Source organism: Streptomyces sp. NPDC034670 (assembly GCF_055574875.1).
The window spans coordinates 1-22,290 of the sequence record NZ_JBVITR010000063.1; the positions used below are offsets into that span (position 1 = coordinate 1).

Annotated in this window: 19 protein-coding genes and 1 pseudogene; 7 read left to right on the plus strand and 13 right to left on the minus strand. The window is 75.3% G+C overall.

Annotated features, from left to right (window positions below; genetic code table 11):
- Window positions 1–82 (plus strand): annotated as a pseudogene (locus ACZ56B_RS29130) (BlaI/MecI/CopY family transcriptional regulator); the annotation flags it as partial.
- Between the two features lie 185 nt (window positions 83–267).
- Here the strand turns inward: ACZ56B_RS29130 and ACZ56B_RS29135 are convergent.
- From ACZ56B_RS29135 to ACZ56B_RS29145, 3 genes are all read right to left on the minus strand, one after another.
- On the minus strand, window positions 268–1,272 hold the full coding sequence (locus ACZ56B_RS29135; protein ID WP_468796861.1) for a sporulation protein: 1,005 nt from the start codon (window positions 1,270–1,272) through the stop codon (window positions 268–270).
- A 94-nt stretch (window positions 1,273–1,366) separates the two neighbouring features.
- A complete protein-coding gene (locus tag ACZ56B_RS29140; protein WP_468796864.1) occupies window positions 1,367–1,585 on the minus strand; it encodes a hypothetical protein in 219 nt (72 codons plus the stop codon).
- 563 nt (window positions 1,586–2,148) lie between these two features.
- Entirely contained in the window at window positions 2,149–2,532 is a 384-nt protein-coding gene (locus tag ACZ56B_RS29145) for an ArsR/SmtB family transcription factor (RefSeq protein WP_468796867.1), read from the minus strand.
- 136 nt (window positions 2,533–2,668) lie between these two features.
- On the opposite strand from ACZ56B_RS29145, the gene ACZ56B_RS29150 reads away from it, so the two are divergent.
- Window positions 2,669–4,702, plus strand: coding sequence for a heavy metal translocating P-type ATPase (locus ACZ56B_RS29150; protein ID WP_468796870.1), 2,034 nt, complete (start codon window positions 2,669–2,671; stop codon window positions 4,700–4,702).
- 358 nt (window positions 4,703–5,060) lie between these two features.
- Here the strand turns inward: ACZ56B_RS29150 and ACZ56B_RS29155 are convergent, their stop codons facing one another.
- Entirely contained in the window at window positions 5,061–5,498 is a 438-nt protein-coding gene (locus ACZ56B_RS29155; protein WP_468796873.1) for a DUF7144 family membrane protein, read from the minus strand.
- 787 nt (window positions 5,499–6,285) lie between these two features.
- Here ACZ56B_RS29155 and ACZ56B_RS29160 point away from each other — a divergent pair.
- Window positions 6,286–7,191: a ribonuclease BN gene (locus ACZ56B_RS29160; RefSeq protein ID WP_468796876.1), complete on the plus strand. Its 906-nt coding sequence runs from the start codon at window positions 6,286–6,288 to the stop codon at window positions 7,189–7,191.
- Between the two features lie 176 nt (window positions 7,192–7,367).
- On the opposite strand, the gene ACZ56B_RS29165 is transcribed toward ACZ56B_RS29160, so the two are convergent.
- The 5 genes from ACZ56B_RS29165 to ACZ56B_RS29185 all read right to left on the minus strand — a co-directional run bounded on the left by ACZ56B_RS29165 (window position 7,368) and on the right by ACZ56B_RS29185 (window position 12,208).
- Window positions 7,368–8,063 carry a CBS domain-containing protein gene (locus ACZ56B_RS29165; RefSeq protein WP_468796879.1) on the minus strand — a complete coding sequence of 232 codons (696 nt, stop codon included), beginning with the start codon at window positions 8,061–8,063 and terminating at the stop codon, window positions 7,368–7,370.
- A 77-nt stretch (window positions 8,064–8,140) separates the two neighbouring features.
- Entirely contained in the window at window positions 8,141–8,596 is a 456-nt protein-coding gene (locus tag ACZ56B_RS29170; RefSeq protein WP_468796882.1) for a cyclic nucleotide-binding domain-containing protein, read from the minus strand.
- Between the two features lie 319 nt (window positions 8,597–8,915).
- Window positions 8,916–9,491 (minus strand): TerD family protein, encoded by a 576-nt coding sequence (locus ACZ56B_RS29175; RefSeq protein WP_468796884.1) that lies wholly within the window; start codon window positions 9,489–9,491, stop codon window positions 8,916–8,918.
- Between the two features lie 166 nt (window positions 9,492–9,657).
- Entirely contained in the window at window positions 9,658–10,113 is a 456-nt protein-coding gene (locus tag ACZ56B_RS29180; RefSeq protein ID WP_468796887.1) for a tellurite resistance TerB family protein, read from the minus strand.
- 412 nt (window positions 10,114–10,525) lie between these two features.
- A complete protein-coding gene (locus tag ACZ56B_RS29185; protein WP_468796890.1) occupies window positions 10,526–12,208 on the minus strand; it encodes a carboxylesterase/lipase family protein in 1,683 nt (560 codons plus the stop codon).
- 360 nt (window positions 12,209–12,568) lie between these two features.
- Here ACZ56B_RS29185 and ACZ56B_RS29190 point away from each other — a divergent pair, with 360 nt between their 5' ends.
- Window positions 12,569–13,306 (plus strand): nitroreductase family protein, encoded by a 738-nt coding sequence (locus tag ACZ56B_RS29190; protein WP_468796893.1) that lies wholly within the window; start codon window positions 12,569–12,571, stop codon window positions 13,304–13,306.
- A gap of 164 nt (window positions 13,307–13,470) precedes the next feature.
- On the opposite strand, the gene nhaA is transcribed toward ACZ56B_RS29190, so the two are convergent.
- From nhaA to ACZ56B_RS29205, 3 genes are all read right to left on the minus strand, one after another.
- The gene (gene nhaA, locus ACZ56B_RS29195; RefSeq protein ID WP_468796949.1) at window positions 13,471–15,351 is read right to left on the minus strand and encodes a Na+/H+ antiporter NhaA; all 1,881 of its coding nucleotides are present in this window, start codon (window positions 15,349–15,351) and stop codon (window positions 13,471–13,473) included.
- 1,443 nt (window positions 15,352–16,794) lie between these two features.
- Window positions 16,795–17,040 (minus strand): hypothetical protein, encoded by a 246-nt coding sequence (locus ACZ56B_RS29200; RefSeq protein WP_468796896.1) that lies wholly within the window; start codon window positions 17,038–17,040, stop codon window positions 16,795–16,797.
- 299 nt (window positions 17,041–17,339) lie between these two features.
- The gene (locus tag ACZ56B_RS29205; protein WP_468796899.1) at window positions 17,340–17,798 is read right to left on the minus strand and encodes an RrF2 family transcriptional regulator; all 459 of its coding nucleotides are present in this window, start codon (window positions 17,796–17,798) and stop codon (window positions 17,340–17,342) included.
- A gap of 247 nt (window positions 17,799–18,045) precedes the next feature.
- Between ACZ56B_RS29205 and ACZ56B_RS29210 the strand changes: the two genes are divergently transcribed.
- Window positions 18,046–18,732, plus strand: coding sequence for an AAA family ATPase (locus ACZ56B_RS29210; protein WP_468796902.1), 687 nt, complete (start codon window positions 18,046–18,048; stop codon window positions 18,730–18,732).
- Complete coding sequence (locus tag ACZ56B_RS29215; RefSeq protein WP_468796905.1) at window positions 18,729–18,971, plus strand: hypothetical protein; 243 nt, start codon at window positions 18,729–18,731, stop codon at window positions 18,969–18,971. The genes ACZ56B_RS29210 and ACZ56B_RS29215 overlap by 4 nt, the downstream gene beginning before the upstream one ends.
- Window positions 18,972–19,165: 194 nt before the next feature.
- On the opposite strand, the gene ACZ56B_RS29220 is transcribed toward ACZ56B_RS29215, so the two are convergent.
- Window positions 19,166–21,289, minus strand: a complete 2,124-nt coding sequence (locus ACZ56B_RS29220) for a SpoIIE family protein phosphatase (RefSeq protein WP_468796908.1) — start codon at window positions 21,287–21,289, stop codon at window positions 19,166–19,168.
- Between the two features lie 410 nt (window positions 21,290–21,699).
- On the opposite strand from ACZ56B_RS29220, the gene ACZ56B_RS29225 reads away from it, so the two are divergent.
- Window positions 21,700–22,035, plus strand: coding sequence for a DUF6343 family protein (locus tag ACZ56B_RS29225; protein ID WP_468796911.1), 336 nt, complete (start codon window positions 21,700–21,702; stop codon window positions 22,033–22,035).
- Window positions 22,036–22,290: the final 255 nt, after the last annotated feature.

The following is a 22,290-nucleotide window of genomic DNA, read 5'->3' on the forward strand; positions in this document are numbered from 1 at the left end:
TTTCGTCACCGGGCTGGGTCCGGACGACGAGCGGCTGCTGCGGGAGCTGCTGGGCCGGGCCGGGGGCGACGGGGGGGACTGAGGCCGGATGGGGGCGTCCGGCCTCCTCCCTTCCGGGACCGGCCGGACGGCCGGACGACCCCGGTGGTGTCGAGCGCGGCGGCACAGGCGGCGGCCGCGCTCCCGGGCAGGTGCGGGGACAGGCGCGGCGAGGGAGCGCCCGGCCGCCCCCGCTTGTGCTTCCCTGTCCCCGTCGAGGACCCGTCGTCAGCCCTCGTCCTCCTCGTCGCCCTCGAAGAAGTCCCCGACCTCGTCGACGACTTCGGCCGCGACCATGCCGCCGACGACACCGACCGCGAGTCCGGCGGCGCCCGCGGCGACGGCGGTGCCCATGCCCGGCCCGGATCGGCCGCGGTCGTCGTGGTGGTGGCCGTCGTGCCCGTGGTACCCGCCGTGCCCGGCGTACGGGTCGCCGTGACCGTACGCACCGTGGGAGCCGTACGGCGCCCGGTGCTCGACCAGGTGCCGGATCCACCCGTCGACCTCCGCGTCCCAGTCGCGGGCGTCGTGGTGGCCGACGGTGAAACGGGTCAGTGCGTCGTGGCCGCCGGAGAAGAGGCCGCCTCGCTTGTCGGCCTCCAGGACGACCTCCATGCCGCCCGGGCCGGCCAGGAAGGTCACCTCGATCTCGTTCACCCGGTGCGCGTACTGCGGCGCCGGGGTCAGCTCGATCTCCTGGTAGAAGGGCAGTTGCTGTCCGGTGCCGCCGATGCGCCCGTACTCCAGGTCGGCGGACTTGAAGCCGAAGCCGAGCCGGCCGAGGGCTTCGAGGACCGCCTCCTGCGCGGGCAGCGGGGCGACGGACAGCTGGTCCAGGTCACCCTTGTCCTTCGCGCCGGCCACCGCCAGCTCGGTGCGCACGCCGAGCACGACGCCCAGCGGCTGGCCGTGCAGTTCGGTGACCGGCGTCTCCCACGGCAGCGTCACGCTGAACGGGAGGGTGTGCTGGGTGCCGGCGGCGAGCCGGAAGCCGCCGCCGACGGTGAACCGGTCGAAGGCGACGACGCCCTCGCTCTCGCCCCCGTCGTGCTCGGCCTCGACCCGCGCGACCAGCTCCAGGGTGATGTGCTCGATGTCGAAGTCGGCGTCCCCGCCCTTGAGATGGACCTGGCCGGTCAGTGCTCCGCCGGGACGCGCGGCTCCCGGGTCGAGGACCGTGTCGACCGTGGGACCGCCCACGCCGAGCGCTCCGAGCAGTCGTTTGAACACCATCGTGGCGTCCACTCCTTCACTTACGGATGGTTCGTGAGGTGCGGTGCCGTGCGGCGGAGCGGCCGCACGGCACCGCGGCCGTGTGCCGGAGGGGCTACTCGGCCGCGTTCAGCGCCGCGAGGGCCTGCGCCCAGCGGACGTACTTCAACTCCGCGAGATCGCCCACGGTCTTGACCCCGAACGCTTCCCGAAGCAGCTCGCCGTCCCGGTCGGAGACCCCCTTGAGCGCCCCCACCGGGGCGGCCAGGATCTCGGGCAGGCTCTTGTCCGCCCACGCCTTGTCCAGCACCTTGTCCAGGTCGATCGAAGCCATGTGTGGTGTCTCCAGGGGTGCGGGGCCCGGCTCGCGCGGGCCTTCTACAAACGAGTAGAAGCATAAGGCGGCCGAGGGCGAGGAGGGACACGCTCCGAACGGGCACGCCGGGAAAGGCCGAAAACGGGTCCTCGCGCAGGTCAGGCGCCGGTGCCCCGGGGACGGCGCGTCCTCCCGCCGCCGTGCGCGTCCGCCCGTCCACCGGCTGGTGAGGACGGCCCTCCTGCTCGCCGGCGCAGGACCGGCGGACGTCGGGCACATGGTTTCGGCCAGAATCGCTGTTCGTGCTCACCGCCGGCGCCGGCTGCTCCGTCACCCGGGAGCTCGCCCGCGTGGGCCGTCCCGCGCGGCGGACGAGGGACGGGCCGACGGCGCGCGGGTGACCGCGGGGCGCCCGTCCGCGCGGTCGCGGTGGTGCACGCGGGCGGCGCCGGCGTCGCGGGGCTGCCGGCGCGGCTCGCGCCGGGCGTCGGCGCGTCCCCCGCCGGGGGTCCGGGCGGCGGGACGGAACGTGCGGGGGGCCGCGTCGCGGGCCGTCGTGACCGAGGGGCGCGGGCCCGTGCTCAGACCGTTCCGGTCGCGGCCGCCGCGGCCGGGGAGTCGCGCAGGCCGAGGCGCAGGTGCTCGACGTGGTAGAGCGCCTGTTCCAGCAGTTCGGCGACGTGGTTGTCGTAGAGGGCGTAGATGATCGAGCGTCCCCGGCGTTCCCCGGTGACCAGGCCGAGGTTGCGCAGCAGGCGCAGCTGGTGGGAGCAGGCCGACTGCTCCATGCCGACGGCGTCGGCGAGTTCGGTGGCGGCGCAGGGGCCCTCCTGCAGGCGGGCCAGGATGCGCAGCCGGGAAGGGGTGGCCAGGGCCTGGAGGGTCGCGGCCACGTCGGCGGCGCCCACCGTCTCCAGGCGTTCGCGTGCGGTCGCGGTGGTCTTGGCATCAGCTCCGTGGCCCATGGGCACCATCCTACGAAGCTCCTCCCATGAACGTATGAATGATTCTTCATGTGCTCCTGTATGGTCGGGGGAGCGGCTGCCGCGTGTGCGGGCCGCCGCCTCCTCGTCATGCCGCCGCGAAGGACTGCCTGCTCCGATGACCTCCACCCTCACCCCGTCCACGGCCAACCGTCCCGCGCCGGCGCGGGACGCAGACGTCTCCCGGCGCAGGACGCGGGTCCTCGCCCTGCCCGAGGTGCGCTGGGCGGTCGCGGCCACCGTCTTCTTCCTGCTCGCGCTGCCGCTCCAACTGGCCGCCGCCCCGGCCTGGGCGTGGGGCCCGCTGTACGCGCTGTCGTACGCGACCGGCGGCTGGGAGCCCGGGTGGGCGGGTCTGCGGGCGCTGAAGGAGAAGAAGCTCGACGTCGACCTCCTGATGATCGTCGCCGCACTGGGCGCGGCGGCGATCGGACAGGTGATGGACGGCGCCCTGCTGATCGTGATCTTCGCCGCCTCGGGCGCCCTGGAGGCACTGGCCACCGCCCGGACCGCCGACTCGGTGCGCGGCCTGCTCGACCTGGCGCCCGCGACCGCGACCCGCGTCGGGGCCGACGGCCGTGAAACGGTCGTCGCCGTCGAGGACCTGACGGTCGGCGACACCCTCCTGGTGCGCCCCGGCGAACGCATCGGCGCCGACGGACGCGTGCTTAAGGGGGCGAGCGACGTGGACCAGGCCACCATCACCGGTGAACCCCTCCCGGTGACCAAGGAGAAGGGCGACGAGGTCTTCGCCGGCACCCTCAACGGCACCGGCGCGCTGCGCGTACGGGTCGAGCGTGACGCCTCCGACTCGGTGATCGCCCGGATCGTGCGGATGGTGCAGGAGGCGTCCGAGACCAAGGCGCCGACCCAGTTGTTCATCGAGAGGATCGAACAGCGCTACTCGCTGGGCATGGTGGCCGCGACCCTCGCGGTGTTCCTCGTCCCGCTCGCCTTCGGGGCGGACCTCACCGGCTCCCTGCTGCGGGCCATGACGTTCATGATCGTGGCCTCGCCGTGCGCGGTCGTGCTGGCCACCATGCCGCCCCTGCTGTCGGCCATCGCCAACGCCGGCCGCCACGGGGTACTGGTCAAGTCGGCCGTGGTGATGGAGCGTCTGGGCCGGGTCGACGCGGTCGCGCTGGACAAGACGGGCACCTTGACCGAGGGCGCTCCCCGGGTCACCGACGTCCGTCCGCTCCCGGACTCCGCACTGGACGAGGACGGGTTGCTGGCGCTCGCGGCCACGGCGGAGAACCCCAGCGAGCACCCGCTGGCCAGGGCCGTGGTCGCCGCGGCGCGGGAGAAGGGGCTCGCGCTCGCGCCGGTGGAGGACTTCGTCTCGACGCCCGGTGTCGGAGTGAGGGCCACGGTCGACGGGCACGTGATCGAGGTCGGTGCCCCGACCCGCTCGCCGCGCGCGGCCGACGACGCGGCCTCGGCCCGCGCGGCCGTGCTCACGGGCGAGTGCGAGGAGGGCGGCCGGACCGCCGTCCTCGTCACCCGCGACGGCACTCCGGTCGGCGTGCTCGGCATCGCCGACCGGCTCCGCCCGGACGCGGCCGCGACCGTGGCGGCCCTCGCCTCCGTCACCGGAACCGCACCCGTGCTGCTGACCGGCGACAATCCGCGTGCCGCCGCCCGTCTCGCCGCCGAGGCCGGCATCGAGGACGTACGGGCCGGACTGCTGCCCCAGGACAAGGTGCGCGCCGTGCGGGAACTGGAGCACGGCGGGCGCAGGGTGATGGTCGTCGGCGACGGCGTCAACGACGCGCCGGCGCTGGCCGCCGCGCACACCGGCGTCGCCATGGGGCGGGCGGGCTCCGACCTGGCCCTGGAGACCGCCGACGCGGTGATCGTCCGCGATGAACTGGCCACCGTGCCCGCCGTGATCTCCCTGTCCCGCCGGGCTCGGAAGCTCGTCGTGCAGAACCTCGTCATCGCCGGGGTCTTCATCGCCGGCCTGGTCGTCTGGGACCTCGTCGGCCACCTGCCGCTGCCGCTCGGCGTCGCCGGCCACGAGGGCTCCACCGTCGTCGTCGGCCTCAACGGCCTGCGGCTCCTGCGCGAGTCGGCCTGGCGGAAGGCCGCCGGACGAGCTGCCGGAGGACACCGCCCGGGCGGTGCTCCGGCGCACGGTCACCACGGCTGAGGAGGGACCCGCGCGGTGCCGCCGAGCGAGCCGGACCGGCGAGCGCCACCGCCGCCGTGGGAGTACCACCCACGGGTGCGGGAACGACGGCCGGGCGGCTGCCCGGCCGTCCCGGGGAGGTCCGGCCGGGTACCGTGCGGTCGCCGCCCACCGGTCGTCCCCGCATCCGCGGAGTGGCTCGCTCCGGTTCACCCGCACGAGCGAGGCCGCCCCGTGCCACGGTCCACCGGACTCCGGCGGCGGCCGGGACCGGCCCGGCGATCCCCGCCGGCCACCCCGGCGCACCGCCCGGACCCGCGGCGACGAGCGGTGCCGGCGCCCTCGCCGACAGGCCGTGCGGCGCGGTGCCGGGCCGATGTCACGCGCCGCGCGGCGCGCGTGCGGAGGAGTCGTCCTTCCGCGCCACGCACAGGGCCCAGATGACGAACCCCGAGATGGCGATCATCACCACGGACCAGACCGGGTAGTACGGCAGGGAGATGAAGTTGCTGATGATGATGAGCCCGGCGACGGCCACGCCGGCGACGCGTGCCCACGTCGCCATCCGGGACAGCCCGAAGCTGACGACGACGGCGAGCGCGCCGAGGGCGAGGTGGATCCAGCCCCAGCCGGTGAGGTCGAACGCGAAGGTGTAGTCCCCCGTCGTGACGAAGACGTCGTCCTCGGCGATCGCCGCGACGCCCCGCACGATGTCGAGGATCCCTGTGATCATGAGCATGACGGTTGCGAACACCGTCAGTCCGGTGGCCCACACATGCTTGGCCGTGCGGGCGCGTGGGGGGTGCGTGGCGGTCATGGCGCTGCCTCTTTCGGTGTCGTCCGGTGGATGGCCGCTCGGGAACCCGGCGACCGGCGGTGGCGGCGTCGCGGGTCGCGGATTGCCCGGAGGCCGGAGCCGACCGGGACCGGTTCCCGCGCCCCGCGGAACCCTTCGTCCGTGACGTCGCCGCGGGCGCGGATCCCGGACGGCCCGGTGAGCGCGCCGGTACCGCCGGTTCGTCCGTCGCCGCCCCCGGCGGTGTCCCGGACGCGTTCGCCGGGCGTCTCCCGCCGCGCGCGTGTCCGTGCCGTCTCCCGGCCGCCCCCGCCGCGGGTCGTCACACGGACGAACGCGCCCGGGAAGGACAGGGCGCGGACGAACGGCGGCCGGACCCGGTCCGGCCGCTCGGGGAGCCGCCCCGGAAGACGTCGACGGCGGTCCGGAGGAGCGGGACGAACCACATGACCCACGGGAAGGACCGGAACCGGGGGCCGGAACACGCTCGACGACGGAAAGCCGTACGCGCGGTACGCCTGCGCGCTCATGTCTCTCCCTCACTCCAAAGGTGTGGCCGACGGGCGCTGTGCCGTTCTCAGCGTGCCCACGGCAAGGCCCCGGCGACCTCACCCGGAGTGGGTGAAGTGCGGGTGCCGCAGGTGGCCGGCCCGGGGCGGTGCGGCCGCTCCTGCGCCAGGGTGCGGAGTCCGCGGCCGTGCGCCCGGGCGGAGCGCCGCACCCGTGCGGTCGGGGTCGCCGTGGGCCTCACCCGGTCTCCCGTGCGCCCGCTGCTGCGCTCGCGGTGAAGAGGCGATTCACTTTGTTCATGACCCGTCGCAGGGGGATGCCCCTTCACGCCCCGAGCCTGGTGCGCCGGTGCCGGTCCGCTTGGGCGGTGCACCTGAAGCCGAGGGGCTCGGGGGCGGTCCGGCACCTCAGGGCGGGCGGGGCGGGAAGGCTCTGGAACCGGATCTTCGCGATCGACCTCTTCGGCCACTCGTTCCAGCTCGCCGCCCTGGCCATGATGTGCTTCTTCCCCTTCCTCATCGTCGTCACCGCGGCGGCCGGCCGGGACGCCGCCGTGGTGCTCTCCGGTTGGCTGGGGTTGAACCAGCGGGCCGCCCAGGCCGTGGCGTCCCTCTTCTCGCCCGGCCAGGGCACGGGCGCGCTCACGGTGACCAGCGTCCTCCTGCTGGTCCTCGGGGCGGTGGCCACCGCCGGCGTCCTGCAGAGCTGGTACCAGGAGGTGTTCGCCGTTCCCGGGCGGGGATGGCGGGACGTCACGGCGCAGCTCCACTGGCTCGCCTCACTGGTCGCCTACGGTGTGGCGCAGGCCGTGCTCGGCCACGGGCTCGGCGAAGCGCCCGGCGGACCGCTGCTCCAGGGGCTGCTCGGCCTCGCCGTGGCGACGCTCTTCTGGTGGTGGAGCATGTACGTGCTGCTGGCGGGAGCCGTCGGGTGGCGCACCCTCGTCCCGGCGGCGGTCGCCACCGGTGTCTGCTGGACGGGCCTCGGCGTCTTCTCCTCCCTCTACTTCTCCTCGGCGATCGTGGCCAACGAGCAGGAATACGGTTCCATCGGCGTCGTCATGATCATCCTGTCCTGGCTGGTGGCCGTCGGCGTGGTCATCCACCTCGGAGCGATCGTCGGCCGCCTGTACCTCGAGCGCCGCACTCGACCGTCTCCCACGAGCGGCCGCCCCGGCCCGGGCCCGGACCGGCCGGACGGCTGATGCCGCGGTGCCCGGGCAGCGGCGGCCACCGCCCCGAAGGCACCGGGCGGGCTCCGTCCTGCCGGGCGGGGCTCCGGTCCGGTGGGCGGTGCCGGACCGCGCGGCGCGGTCACGGCTCCTCCTCGCACGATCGGGCAGGACGTTCCCCGGCCGTCGGCGGAGCGGTGCGCGGGACCTCACCGGGCCGGCGTCCCGCCCGCCCCCGCCGTGGGACCACCCCCGGCGGGTGATCCGCCGGCGGGACGGAACTCGACGTCCACCACCCCCTCGACGGCCCGCACCGCACGGGCGGCGACGGGCACCAGCGAGGTGTCCCGGACGGCGCCGACGAGGGTGACGACCCCCTTGTCGACCTCCACCCGGACGGATGCGGACGGATCCGGGAAGAGGCGGTCGACGACCTCCCGGCGGACCTCCTCGGCGAGTTCCTCGTCCGTCCGCAGGAAGACCTTCAGCAGATCGGCCCGGCTGACGATGCCCTCGAGCCGCCCCTCGGCGTCGACGACGGGCGGCCGCTTCACCCCGTGCCGCGCCATGACGCGGGCCGCCTGCGCGAGGGTGGCGTCGGCGTGGACGGTGACGGCGGGGGCGCTCATCAGCTCCCCGGCGGTCAGTGCTCCCGCCCTGGCCGGATCGGGCAGGCGGCGCAGCTGCAGGAACCGGTCGGGGTCGCTGTCGCGGAACTCCTCCTTGGGCAGCAGGTCGGCCTCGGAGACGACACCGACGACCCGGTTCTCGCCCTCCAGTACCGGCAGGGCGCTCACCCTCCACTGCTCGACGAGCTGGACGATCTCCTTGAACGGGGCGTCGCGACCGACGGCCACGACGGTGTGCGACATCACGTCGCTCACGGTGTGCGGGCTGCCCTTCATGGTCTCCCCCTCGGGGTGTCGGGCACGTGCGCCGGCCGGTGGCCGGCCGGGGGACGGCGGACAGGACCCGGCCGTCGTCAGCTGCTCCCGCTGCCGTACGGGGCGTACAGGTCGAGCAGCCGGACACGGGTCGCGTGCAACCGGTGGGCGACCACCCGGCCGACCCACACGGCGATCGCACGGCCGAAGTCGGGGGCCCCGGCGCACCGGGCCCGTACGGCCTCGGCGTCGAACTCCCAGGCCCGTACCGGGCTCGTGGTCTCGGCGCCCAGGTGCCACAGGTGGGGCGGGAAGTGCCAGGACCAGCCGACCAGTTCGCCGTGGCCCAGCGACTCGATCACGGCCGCGCGACGGCCGGGCACGTGCAGGTCGAGGGCGACGGTGCCGGTCCGGACGATCCAGAACCGGTCGGCCCGCCGCCCTTCCTCGAACAGGCGGATGCCCGCGTCGAAGGAGACCTCGCGGGCGTGGCGCATCAGCGGCTCGCGGTACTCGACCGGGAGACCGGCGGCCAGAGTGGTGGTGGATGTCATCGTTCCGGCTCCTCTCGCGCCCGCCGCCGCAGCCGGACGGCGGCCTTCGCCGGCCCCGCGGCCGGTGCGGGCCGTGGCCCTCGACGACAGCGTGGGCCCGGCCGGCGGAAGACGCCACAGGCCGGCCGGCCCCGCCCGGGGGACCTTCGGCCCCTCGGCCCGTCACCGGTCCGGTGAGCGTCCCGCCCCCTCCGGCAGTGGGGGAGGAGTTCCCGTCCGGCGCACCGGGGCGGGACGGGCGGCGGGCAGGACCGTTCCGACCGCACCGCCCGGCCCGCCGGGGGCCGGGGAGCCGGTCCGGCGGTGCGGTCGGTTCCCGTCAGACGTTCACGCCGAAGTCGGCGGCGATCCCGGCCAGTCCGGAGGCGTACCCCTGCCCGACGGCGCGGAACTTCCACTCCGCGCCGTTGCGGTACAGCTCGCCGAAGATCATCGCGGTCTCGGTGGCGGCGTCCTCGGACAGGTCGTAGCGGGCGAGCTCACGGTGGTCCGCCTGGTTGACGACGCGGATGAAGGCGTTGCGGACCTGGCCGAAGCTCTGGCCGCGGTTCTCGGCGTCGTGGATGGACACCGGGAACACGATCCTGTCGACCTCGGCGGGGACGGCCGCGAGGTTCACCTTCACGGCCTCGTCGTCGCCGTCGCCTTCGCCGGTGAGGTTGTCACCGGTGTGCTCGACCGAGCCGTCGGGGCTGGTGAGGTTGTTGTAGAAGACGAAGTGCCGGTCCGACAGGACCTTGCCGGAGGCGTCGAGGAGCAGCGCGGAGGCGTCGAGGTCGTAGTCGGTGCCGGTGGTCGTGCGCACGTCCCAGCCCAGGCCGACCAGGACGGCGGTCAGGCCCGGCGCCTCCTTGCTGAGCGAGACGTTGCCGCCCTTGGACAGGGAAACTCCCACTGCGTACCCCTTTTCGATAGGTGCGATCGAGGCCCGGGGGCGGGCCCGGAGTGAAAATCTACAACACTGTAGAAAAAGGGCGGCGCCCGGTCGTCCCCGCGGTGACCGCCCGGGAGGCGTCGGGCGGTGTCCGGGGAGGCCGGTCCGCCTTTGCGGTCCGGGTCGGTCAGAGGTCGAACTCGTGCGGCGGCAGTCCGAGGGCGAAGCACGCCTCGCGGACCGCGGCCTGCTCGTTCATGTCGAAGTGGCCGTCGGCGCCGCCGATGACGATGCCGATCTGGACGACCGCGCGGGCCTCGGCGGGCTTCTTCTTCGCCTTGGCGATCTCCTGCACGACGCTCACCTTGCCGAAGGCGAAGTCGGCGGTGAGCTTGCCCAGGTTCTCCTCGAAGCGGCGGCGCAGGTCGTCGGCGGGGAAGTTCCGCAGCACCTCGTTGGTGGCGATGAGCTGGGCCACGCGCTGCCGTTCGACGGGGTCGACCGTGCCGTCGGCGGCGGCGACCAGGGCGCACATGGCCATGCTCGCGTCGCGGAACGCGCCGCTCTTGAGGTCGTTCTTCTTCGCCAGCAGCTGGGTCTGCATCGTCGATGCGGACTCCTTGAGGCGGTCCCACAGGGCCATGAGAGCTCCGTACGTGTCGGAAGGGCGCCCGGGCCGGGATGCTCCGGACGGCATTACTTCTACAGTACTGTAGAAGTAATCGCCGAGGGGGCGGCGGGGGTGCCGGTCCGCCCTGCCGGGCGATCCGGGCGGGCCGTCCGAACGTCCTCACGGTGCCCGCTCCTTCGCGTGCGCGCGGTGCGCGAGGTGCGGCTCGCCCTGTGCTTCTGCGGTCCTGCAGAAGCACAGGGCGGTCGGGGGCGAGGAGGAGCGCGGTCCGGGCGAGTGCGCCGGGACGCCGCCTCGCCCCGGCCGCCACCGGACGACCCGCCCCCACCACCACGGCGACCGGCCCGCGGCACGGGGCCGGGCCCCCGCCCCGCAGGCCCCGAGCAGAGCGCTGCCGCGTCCCGCCGGGGGCTCACCGGCGGTGTCAGGGCATGCGCTCCCAGAAGGCGAGGCGGTGTTCGTGGTGGTAGTCGACGGGACCGATGCGCTGCGGTGCCAGTGACTGCGTGTACGGCCGGCCGACGGGGGCCGGGCGGTGGGGCAGCCAGGCGGGAAGACCGGCCCCCCGGGGCGCTCCGGTGCGGGCGAACGCGGCCCAGTAGCCGGTCATCGTGGCCGACAGGCGGCGCTGCGCCGGGGTGAGGAGCGGTTCGGCGGCCTCGTCCTCGAACAGGTAGGGGACGTCGGCCGAGTGGAAGGCGCCGAAGTCGAACTCGCCGGGCAGCGGCAGGAACATCGGCGCGTCCCGGTCGGCGAACTCGTACGCGTACACCGGGACGTGCCGTGCCAGCGCGTCGTGCTGGGCCTGTGTGCCGCGCGCCCACATGCGGTCGGTGATCACGGCGGCCCACGCCAACCCGGGGGACGGGTAGGCGGTGGTGGGGTACTCGGCCCGTACGCGGTCCGCGCGGGCCTCGCCGAACGCGGTGCGCAGGGCCCGGTCGTAGTCGGCCTCCGTGAACGGTTCGCCCACCGCGTCGTACTGCATCCCGACGAACGTGCGGTGCTCGTCGCGGGTCGCGCCCGCCAGGACGGGCACGCGGTGGAAGCGCCCGGCGCGCAGGGCCGTGGGCGGCAGCTCGGGCAGGGTGGCGTTGCCGTACCCGAACACCTGGAAGGCGTTCATGATGTGCGGCACCCGCAGGATCCTCTCCACGGGCAGGGCGCGCAGGCAGGCGAGCACACGTTCCGGACGGTCGTCGCGGCAGCCGAGGGAGGAGGTCGTCCCGGTGGTGATGTCCTCCATCTCCCGTCCCGTCCGCCAGACGTACCACGGGTAGCCCGGTACGCCCGGCCCCATGGCGCCGGCCGGCATGTCCAGCATGGCCTCACCGCTCGCCATGACGGCCCGGTGGAACAGCCCCCGGGACGCGGGGGACGTCAGGTGCCCGGCGATCGCGGACGCGCCGAACGACACACCGGCCACGGTGACGTTGCCGGGATCGCCGCCGAAGGCGCGCGCGTTGTTCCGCACCCAGGTCAGAGCCGCCCGCTGGTCCTGGAGGCCGAAGGTGCCGGACCCTTCCAGACCGGGCAGGGCGAGGCCGCCGAAGACGCCGAGACGGTAGTTGATCGTGACGACCACCAGACCCCGTCCGGCCAGGCGGCGCCCGTCGAAGAAGGCGCCGCCGCCCACGGAGCCGTCCCCGTGGATCCACACGAGCACGGGCGCGGCCCGCCGCGGGTGCGGGGCCGCCGGCGCGGTGACGTTCAGGACCAGGCAGTCCTCCTGCGTGCTGGAGATCCGCGCGTACGGTGAGGGCACCTGCGGACACAGCGGTCCCGGCCCGGTCGCGTCCCTGACCCCCTCCCACGGCGGCACCGGGCGGGGCGGGGCCCACCGGTACCGCCCCTCGGGGGCGCCCGCGTAGGGGATCCCCCGGAAGATCCGGTACGCGCCCGACCGGGTGCCGCGCACCAGGCCCGCGTCCGTGCGCACCGTCTCACCGGCGGCGGCGGCGCCGGCCGGCGCGGCGTGCCGGGTCCCGGTGGCGGCCGGACCGGGGGGCGCGGCACAGGAGAGCGGGACGAACACCAGCAGGGTGAGGGCCAGGGCGGAGGCCGCCGCCGCGACCGTCCGCCGGCGGGGAATGCTGTGATGCCTCATGGCAGGAGCCTTCCTCGCAGGCGTCGGCCCCGGTACGCGGACGCACCGCGGACGACCTGATCGGACGCGGCCCGGGGAACGCGCCGAGCGCCGCGGAGGGGCCCGGGCGCGGCCCGTCGGCGGCGCCGGAGGGCGTCGAGCCGGGCGGCCCGGCGCGTCGGGCACCGCCGTCCGATCCTCTCGGGCCCTCCGGGCGGCGAGGGCGCGCGCGTGGACGCCGGCCGGGTGCGCGCCGGCGCCTTCCACGGATGACGGGACGTCAGGAGCGAGTGGGTCCGGGGCAGATGTCCTCTCCTGGCGCGGCGGCGCGGACGTGATCGGGGGACCCGGACGGTGCCCCCGGTCCCTACACTCGCGATCATGACCACTCGAGAAACCCCGTCCGGGACGCCGGCCGGCGGCACCGCCGAACCGGCCCTCTTCGCGACCATGTCCACCATGCGGGCCATGCGGCGCCTGCGGCCCGACCCGGTGCCCGACGAACTCCTGGACCGGCTGATACAGGCGGCCGTCTGGGGTCCCAGCGGCGGCAACATGCAGCGCTACGAGTACGTCGTCGTCACCGACCCCGAGGTCATGGCCCGCCTCGCCCCGCTGTGGAGGCGGTGCGTGGACGCCTACCTGGCCACGACCGGCAAGTACGCCCCCGCGGGCATGGACGGGGCCGCGTACGGGCGCATGGTCGCCGCCATCGAGTACCAGCGCGACCACTTCGCCGAGACCCCCGCGCTGATCATCCCCTGCTACCGGTTCCCGGAGCCGAGGATCGAGGAGGAGGGCGCACGGCGCTACGCCGAGGAGCTCGGCGCCGAGGCGACGGCGCGCATGGCGCGGATCCAGGAGCGCTTCAACGCCCTCGCGGAGGGCTCCTGCGTCTACCCGGGCGTGCAGAACCTGCTGCTCGCCGCGCGGGGCCTGGGCCTGGCCGCCAACATCACCATCTGGCACCTGATGCTGGAGGAGGAGTGGAAGGCGGCCCTCGGCATTCCCGAGGACATGAACACCTTCGCGGCCGTCCCGGTGGGGTGGCCGCGCGGCAGGTTCGGTCCGGTGAGCCGCCGCCCGGTCGCGGAGGTCGTGCACCGCGACCGCTGGTAGGCCGCGGCCGCCGGGCCGCCACCGGCCCCGGGCGGGGGAGCCCCCGCCCGGGAGCACGGCCGCGCCGACGTCACCGGCCCGGGCCTCCCGCAGCAGGCCCGGGCCGGTTCCACGACGCCGACGGAGCCAGGGTCCTTTCCCACGGAGGATCCGTCAGAAGGACCCTAGGGCCGCACCTCCTCGGCAGCGGACGCCTCGAGCCGACTGGCCAGTGTCTGCGCGTCGTACGGCCCGGTGTGGCGGCGGTTGCCGATGAAGAAGGTCGGTGCCCCCTGGGCGCCGCTGGCCTCGGCGCTGGCGACGTCGGCCCGCACACGGGCCGCCGTCCGCTCCGAGTCGAGGTCCTCGAGGAACCTCTCCACGTCGAGCCCGATCTGGCCGGCGTAGCCGAGGATCTCGTCGAGCTCGAGCTGGTCCTGGTGGGCGAAGAGCAGCTCGTGCATCTCCCAGAAGCGTCCCTGGGCGTCGGCGGCGACGGCGGCCCGGGCGGCGAGTTCGGAGTGCTCGTGCACGTCGGGGAGCGGCAGGTGCCGGAAGACGTAACGGAGCCGGTCGCCGAAGCGCTGCTGCAGTTCCTGGGCGACGCCGGTGGCGTGGGCGCAGAAGGGACACTCGTAGTCGCCGTACTCCACGAGGGTCAGCGGCGCGTCCGGGGGACCGGTGATGTGGTCCGTGGCCGGATCGACGGGACGGTCGAGGTACCGCGGCAGGTCGGCGTCCGTCTCCCCCCGCAGCACCGCCGCGAGGTGGAACACCACCCATCCCAGGAGCGCGGAGAGCACGGCCGCCAGCAGGATGCCGACGGTCGCCTGGGCCCGCAGGGCGGGATCCTCGAAGGCGAGTCCGGCGATCAGCAGGGACACGGTGAAGCCGATCCCGGACAGGACGGCGCCGCCCAGCACCTGGCCCTCGCCGACTCCCCGCGGGAGCTTCCCGAGTCCGAGGCGGGCCCCGAACAGGGCGAAGCCCCCGAGGCCCACGAGCTTTCCGACGACGAGGCCGATGACGACGGCCCAGGTGACGGAGGAGGACAGGGCCTCGACCAGCACCCCGTCACGCAGGTCGACACCGGCGCTGGCCAGGGCGAACACCGGGACGACGACGTAACTGGTCCAGGGGTGCAGGACCGTCTGCAGCCGCTCGTTGACGGAGACGGCGCGCTGCAGTCCGAGGCGGGCCGTCCGGCCCACGTCCGGGCGCGGGGACTGGCGGAAGGCGCGGAAGAGCCGGGCGGCCCGCTCCACCGCCTGGCGCGTGGGGGCCCGGGCGGGGATGAGGAGACCGCCGAGCATGCCCGCGATGGAGGCGTGCAGTCCCGCTTCGAAGGTGACGAGCCACAGCAGGAGAGCGATCAGTACGTACGGGGCCGTGCGCCAGGCACCCAGACGGGACAGCCCGGCCAGGACCACGCACAGGGCGAGCGCGGCCAGCACCAGCAGCGGGCGGACCGATTCCGAGAAGACCAGGCCGATCACGGCGACGGCCACGATGTCGTCGATGACGGTGATGGCCAGCAGGAAGACGCGCAGCTGGGTGACGAACCGGGGGCCGACCACGGCGAGCGCCCCCAGCATGAACGCCGTGTCCGTGCCGATGACCACCCCCCACCCGTTGCTCGCGTCGCCCCCGGGGGCGATCACCAGGTACATCAGCGCGGGGACGAGCATGCCGCCGATGCCGGCCAGGGCCGGGATCACGACCCGCCGGCGGTCGGTCAGCACGCCCACGGAGACCTCGTAGCGGACCTCCAGGCCGATGACGAAGAAGAACAGGGCCATCAGGCCGTCGCTGACCCAGTGCCCCAGGTTCATCGACAGGTCGGCGCCGCCGATGGAGAACGACGCCTCGGTGGCCCAGAGCGATGTGTACGAGTCCGACCACGGGGAGTTCGCCCACACCAGGGCCACCACGACAGCGGCCAGGAGCAGGCCGGCGCTGCCCGCCTCGGTGGCCAGGAAGGAGCGCACCGGGCCGGAGAGCTGGGCCACCAGGGTGCGCCTTCTGGAGCGGGTCTGGGAGTCCTCCTGGACCAGGGTCTTCCGCATGTCAGTCACCCGCATCACCATGACGGCCGTGCGGCTTCGCCGCCCCCGTGGAGGCGCCCGCCCCGGCGAGGGGGAGGCACCCGCGCTCCGGGGCGGGACCGGCCTCCCGGTTCACCGGGGTGCCCGGTGCGGTGCGGCCGCCCCGGGGGCGTACGGTGGTCGGGTCGCACGTGGCGGAGAGAGGTCGCACCGGTTCCGTCGTGCTCCGGGTGCGAGATCGGTGATCCTCCGGTTGGAGGAACCGGCGGTGGCTTTCCGAGTCGTGGACGGGGCGGACGGCGATGGTCATGGGGGACCCTCCTGGGATTCACCGGGCCGGCTGCGGACGGTGCGGCGACCGTCCGGTTCGGCACGGGGCGGCTGACTCTTCACTGCGGTGGAACGCCTCGGTGGCGACGACGGTCCGGGCCGGGGCCGGGGACCGCCGGGTGTCAGGTGTCGGACGGGCGGGACGGTTCCGGCGTGGTCCCGGTCCTGCGTAAGGGGAGGGGACGGACGCGTACCGCCAGGGCCCGCAGGCCGGCGGTGCGCCGGGCGGGCGGGACGGCGGGCGCGCCGGCGAGGACGGCGACGGGCACGTGTCCGTGCGCCGTCTCCGGTGGCCGACCGGGCCCGGCGGACCGCTCCGGACCGGGACTGCGGTGGGAAGGGGCCCGGCCGGCGGTCGGCCGGGGGGCGGGCCGTGGGCCGGTGCGCGGGCGCCGGGTCCTCACCACGCGGGGGCCCCGGCGGGCAGGGGACGGTGGGCGCGGGCCGCGCCGACGGTGGCCCCGTGACGGCCGGGCACCCGCGGGCGCGGCGGCCGGCGCCGGCCGGCCCCGGTCCGGTCGGCGAGATCGTCGACCGGGTCGTTCATCGCACAAGACCTCCGCCCGTGGCCGGCGCCGCCCCTCAAGGACCCTCCCCTTCTCGTCGGCTCTCACACCGTGTCGAGTGTCTCGGCGTACCCGGCCCGGAGGCGCGCGGTCGTGGGCGGTGGCTGTTCGCCGCTCGGCCACCGGTCCGTTCGGGCACCAGGACGGGTCGATGTCTTTCAGTTGTCCGCGGCACCCCGCGGCAGTGCGCCGCACGAGGGCCTCGCGGGCGGGCCCCCGGCCCGGCGCCGCTCGTTCTTCCGTCGCCGCCGGGCGGCGGCCCAGGTGTCACGGCTGCGCCCGACGGCCCGGAGCGGGGCCCGCGCATCCCCTGACCGGCGACCGCGTCCTCGGGGGAACCGCCGCCGGAAAGCGTTCGTGGGAGAGAACTTTCAGTTAATTTCTCTCGCAAACAAGATATCATGCGGCACGGGCGGACCCCCGGCGGCCGACGCGCGCACCCCGCTCCCCCGGGGGCGCAACGGCCCCGAACTCCGGGGAAGGCACCGGGATTCGGCCCGGTCGAGGGTGACGACCGCGGTCGCTGCGGGTCGTCGTCTCCTGGGGACTCATCGAGTCCGGCCGGCCGTCACTCGACGCCGAGGCCGGCGTCGTCGACCTCGTCCTCGCCCCCGGCGCGGAGGACCTTGTTGAGCGGAGCGAGGCCGTCGATGCCCTTCAGCCGGGGCTTCTCCGGCGGACCGGCCCGCACCGCGTGCTCCGCCCGGGAGCCGGGAGTGGCTTCGGAACCGTAGCCGCGGGCGGCGAGCAGGAGCGGGAGCGCGGCTGCGACGGCGAGGGTGCGCAGGGCGGTGAGCGGTCGTGCGCCGGGCACGGTGCGCCCTCTCGGGGGACGGGCGGCGCCGGTGCGGGGGAGCGGGGTCCCGCGGAGTCGGAAGGGCCGACAGAAGTCACTGGACGTACGGCCGGGATCGATGTGACGGCGCGAGGTCGGCAGGGGCGGCGACCGGGCCGCGCGATCGAGCGCTCCCATGGCCGCCCCCGTGGATCCCTGGTTCTCCCCCCTGGTTGCCGGGGATCGTGGCAGAAGGCGGCGCGCGTCCCGAGAGGGCGTTCGCGTGGTGGACGAAGCGATGCCGGCATGGGGGGGACCGGCGGCGGGTGTCCCGTCCGTCAGGGATTCGCCCAGGCGTCCGGAGCGTCGGTCAACGCGGACACGTCGGCGGGCAGCCGGGCCGAAGCGACGTCGGCGAGCGACACGCCCTCGAGGATCTCGCGCACGTTGGAGCGCAGCGCGATCCACAGGGGCAGCAGCGACTCGGCGGGGCCGGTGTAGGACAGCTCCGGCGGGCGGACGCCGCGCACCGAGACCAGGGGGCCCTCCACGACGCGGATGACGTCGGCGATGCTGATGGACTCGGCGGGCCTGGCCAGCCGGTAGCCGCCGTTGCCGCCGCGTCGGCTGTGGACGAGACCGCCCCGGCGCATGTCGTTCAGGATGCTCTCGAGGAACTTGTGCGGGATGCCCTGGGCGTCGGCGATCGCCTCGGCCTTCAGCGGCCCGTCCTCCTGCGACGCGGCGAGCTGCAGCGCGGCACGCACCGCGTAGTCCGCCCTGGCTGAGATCCGCATGCGCACATTATCCCGTACGGCATCCCGTACGGCCCCGGCCGGTGCCCGGCGCGGACGGGCCGCCGGCCGCGGGACGCCGCACGGTCGGGCCGGCAGGACGAACGGGGGGCGCGCGGTTGAGGAAGCAGTCCCCGACGTCACGGAGCCGGTGGGCGGCGGGCTCGTGCGGGGCGTGGACGCGGACGTTGCGCCCGAAGCGGTCGGAGCCCGGGGCTGTGGCCCCCGGACGGCGTGGCATCGTGGCCGTATGGCGACAGGAACGGATGTGGCCGTGTTCGTCGGGTTGCAGGCGTCCGGGAAGTCCACCTTCTACGCGCAGCGCCTGTCCGGCCGGTACGCGCTGGTCGGCAAGGACCTGTTCCCGCGGGGCGCCCGCAACAAGCAGCGGCGGCAGATGCGGCTGGTGGCGGAGCACCTGGCCGCCGGGCGGCCGGTGGCCGTGGACAACACCAACCCCTCACCGCACGAGTGGGCTCCGCTGGTGGAACTGGCCCACGCCCACGGCGCCACCGCGACGGCGTACTGGTTCCCCCCGGACGTGGCCGGATCGCTGCGGCGCAACGCCGCCCGCGAGGGCCGCGACCGGGTCCCGGACGTCGGCGTCCTGGCCACGCTGGGAAAGCTCCGCAGACCCTCGACGGAGGACGGGTTCGACACGGTGCACGAGGTGCGGTTCGACGGCCGCGGAGGCTTCGAGGTGCGCGCCGGGACGCCGCATGGACCCGGAGCGCCGGGTAACCCGCGCACACGGAAGGGCGGGGCGACCGGCGACGGCCGCCCCGCCGCCGGCGACCGCCGGACCGAACGGCCGAACAGGTGGCAGCGGTGCGGCGGACGGACGGGTGGTCCGTACGGGCAGTCCGCGGGGAGCGGCCGCCCCGCACACCACGGGGACCCGTTCGTGGAGGATCCGACACGGGAGGAACGGACATGACCGACCGGAAGAACGAGCGCGGGGACCGCTACGACCGGGCGCGCGGACAGGACGAGCCGGGAGCGCACTCGGGCGGGGAGAGCCGGGCGCGGGAGCGGTCCGTGCCGGGTACGGCGAGTGCCGGGGAGGGGTACCGGACGGAGAAGGGCACGACGGCGGGCAGGCCCCTGGAGGGCGTCGAGGCCGAGGAGCAGGACCGGCGGGAGCCGGACGGCGGGGACGGGGACCCCGCTCCCTGATCCGGCCCGAGCCGAACGAAAGGCCCCGGGGGGTCGGCGCGGGGGACCGGCCGCGGGGGCTCCGGTCACCACGGCGGGCGGCGGGCGCGGCGCACCGGAACACCTGGGAGGTACCCGGAACACCCGGGACCGGGCGGCCGTCGCCCGCCGCGGCCGGACGACGCGTCCGCACCGCGCACACCGTCCAGGGCCGTCTACGACGGCCGGTCGCTCCGCGCGGTGGGACGGATGAGGAACAGGGCGATGTCGTCGGTGTGCTCCCCGGAGCGGTGCCGGGCGTGCCGGAGCATCCCGTCGGCCATGCGGTCCAGGGAGGCGGCGGGGGCGCGGGTGAGGTGGCGGGCGAGATCGGTCAGTGTCCGGTCGAGGTCGGCGCCGGGGACCTCGACGAGTCCGTCGGTGTAGAGGACGAGGACCGCTCCCGGCGGCAGGGGCACGTCCAGGGCCGAGTACGTGACGTGGGAGGCGATGCCCAGGAGCAGGCCGGGGTCGGGCCGGAGGATCTCGGTGCGGCCGTCGGGGTGGCGCAGCAGCGGCGGGGGGTGGCCGGCGGTGGCGAGGCGGACGCGGTGCCGGGCCAGGTCGAGGTGGGCGTAGAGGCAGCTGGTGAACAGCTCGGGGGCCAGATCGGCCAGGAGCCGGTTGGTGCGGGTCAGGATCTGGTCGGGGGCGGCCCCGGCGGTGGCGTGGGCGTGCACGCCGGTGCGGACCTGGCCCATGAGGGCCGCCGCGGTGACGTTGTGGCCCTGGACGTCGCCGATGACGGCGGCGGCCGTGCGGTCGGTCAGCCGGATGAGGTCGTAGAAGTCGCCGCCGATGTCCATGCCGTGGGTGGCGGGCAGGTAGCGGGCGGCCACCTCCAGGCCGGGGACGGCGGGGAGCGCGTGGGGCAGGAGGGCGGCCTGCAGGCCCCGGGCGATCCGGTCCTGCCGGTCGTACGTCCGGGCCCGGTCCAGCGCCTGGGCGACCAGGCCGCTGAGGGAGGTGAGCGCCGCGCGTTCCTCCGCGCCGAAGGAGTGGGGCTGGGCGTAGGCGGTCAGCCAGCAGCCCACCGGGCGTCCGGACGCGATCAGGGGGAGGAAGGCCCAGGCCGCGTACGTCGTCAGGTCGGCGGCCTCGGGGAAGCTGTCCGCCAGCCGGCGGTGGGAGGCGAAGAAGGAGGGGGACCCCTCGTTGAGGGCCCGGGTGGCGGGGGTGTGCGCGGTCAGCGGCGTGTTGTCGAACCGCTCCCGGGCGGCGGGGCTGTAGCCGTGCGAGCCGACGACCCGCAGTCTGCCGTCCTCGGCCACGAGCAGGGCCAGTGCCTGGGCGTCGTAGGCGGGGAGGATGTGGTCGGCGACCAGGTCCACCACGTCCCGCACGCTCACGGCCTCGGTCAGCGCCCCGGCCAGGTGCATCAGGTGGTAGAGGGCGCCGACCCGGGAGGGGCCGGCCGGCCGCGCCGGCCGCGGGAGGGCGTCGGCGGCGCGGGTGATGCGGACGCTGATGCCGGTGGCGTCCGGGTGGAACTCGAAGGCGAGCTGCCGGTCCGGCGGCCGCAGGACGGTGAAGGAGGTGGTCTCCTGGCTGAGCAGCGCCGCCCGGTAGCGGTCCTCCAGGACGGGGTCCTGCAGCCAGGGCAGCACCTCCCACGGCCGGGCCCCCAGCAGTTCGTCCGCCGGCACGCCCAGGAGGTCGACGGCCTTGGAGTTGGCGTAGGTGAACCGGCCCTGCCGGTCGAGGGCGCAGCTTCCGCCGGGGAGCCGGTCGACCAGCACAGCGGCGCCGGCGTCCGCGGCGTACCCGTCCGGAGCGCCGGAGGGCTGGGGCAGGCTGCGGGGCCGGGGGCCGGGGCGCAGCCGCCGCCCCGCCCCGTCCACCAGCTCCAGCAGCCGGGCGAGCCGGTCGCAGGCCGCGTGGATGCGCTCCCGCTCGTGCGGGCTCAGTACGCCGGGCCGTGAACTCGGCCACAGCAGCAGCACCGCCCCCCACACGGTCGTGGCCGTGTGGACGGGCGCGGCCGCCAGCGCCAGCGGATGGGGCAGCACGAGAGCGGCCCGCGGATAGCGGCCGGCCATCTCCGCCTCCGAACCGACCCACATCAGCGTCCGCCGCCGGACCGCGTCGGTCACCGGGAGCGGCACCCCGATCCGCAGCCGTCCCCACAGTTCCGCGACCTCCGAGGGCGCTCCCGACATCACCTCCAGTTCCAGCGTCCGCCGGTCCTCGCTGAGCAGGTAGACGCCGCCCACATGAGCGCCCACCTCCCGCAGGAGGCCGCCGAAGACCTGGTCGAGCAGCTGCCGCCCGAAGTCCGCCCGCCCGTCCCCGGCGTCCATCACCCGCGCGCTCCGCACCCGCCGGCCCGCCGGCCACGGCACCCCGCGCCCCCGGAGGGGACCCCGTCCGAAGGGATCCGCGGCGGCCGGGGCCCGAAGACGTGGAGGCGCTGCGCTCCCGGCACGGCGGCTCCCGCGGTCTGCGCACTGCACCTCATAAGAAGACGGTACGCAGAAAACGGGACAAAGGTTCGTTCGGCGTCGCTCTTCCGTCGAGCGGCCCCGACGAGCCGCGGACTCGCTCCGGGGCGCCCGGCGAGACCGCGGCGCCCCGTGGTTTACGCCCGTCGCCGCGGGCTACGCAGGCGTCATGGAGCAGTGCGCGCGGCCACGGGGGCCGCGGACGGCCGGCGGGCCCCCGACCGCCCGCGGCCGTCGGCACGGTCGTCGACCGCGGGAGGAGCCACCGTATGAGTGACGAGCGACCCGGGCGGAGGACGGAGCCGGTGCCGCGTTCCCGTCCCGGCGCCCCGGGCGGCCGTTCCCCCAGGGCGGGCACCGAACCGCGGAACGCGCGGAGCGCGCTCGGCCTGCGCCTGGTGCTGTCCGGCGCCTTCCTGCCCCTCTTCTGCGCGGCGGCCGTGCTGTTCGGCCTGTGGGCCGCGGCCTCCGGGCCCGACGACAGCCCGGGTCCGGACGCCCTGGCCGCGATCGCCGCCGGGTGCGGCGTGCTGGCCCTGATCGCGGCGATCGACCTGCTGGTCGTGGTCCGCAGGCGGCGACGGGAACGAGGGACCGGCGGATGACCCCCGTCCCCTTCCCCCGGCGGGAGGGGGCTCCGGCTCGCACCGCCTCGTGCGGCGTCCCCGAAGGGTCCTTCACGCCCGGGCGGGAGGGACGGCCGCGTACGACGGGAGGGACGGCCGCGCGGGGGAGGCGGCGGGCGCACGGCAGAGGGCGGGCCGGGGGGGGGGGGGGCGGGCGCGGGGGGGGGGGGGGGGGGGGGCGACCGGGGGGGGGGGGGCCAGGACTCCCGGTCGGTTGGCATCCCGTTTTTCTTG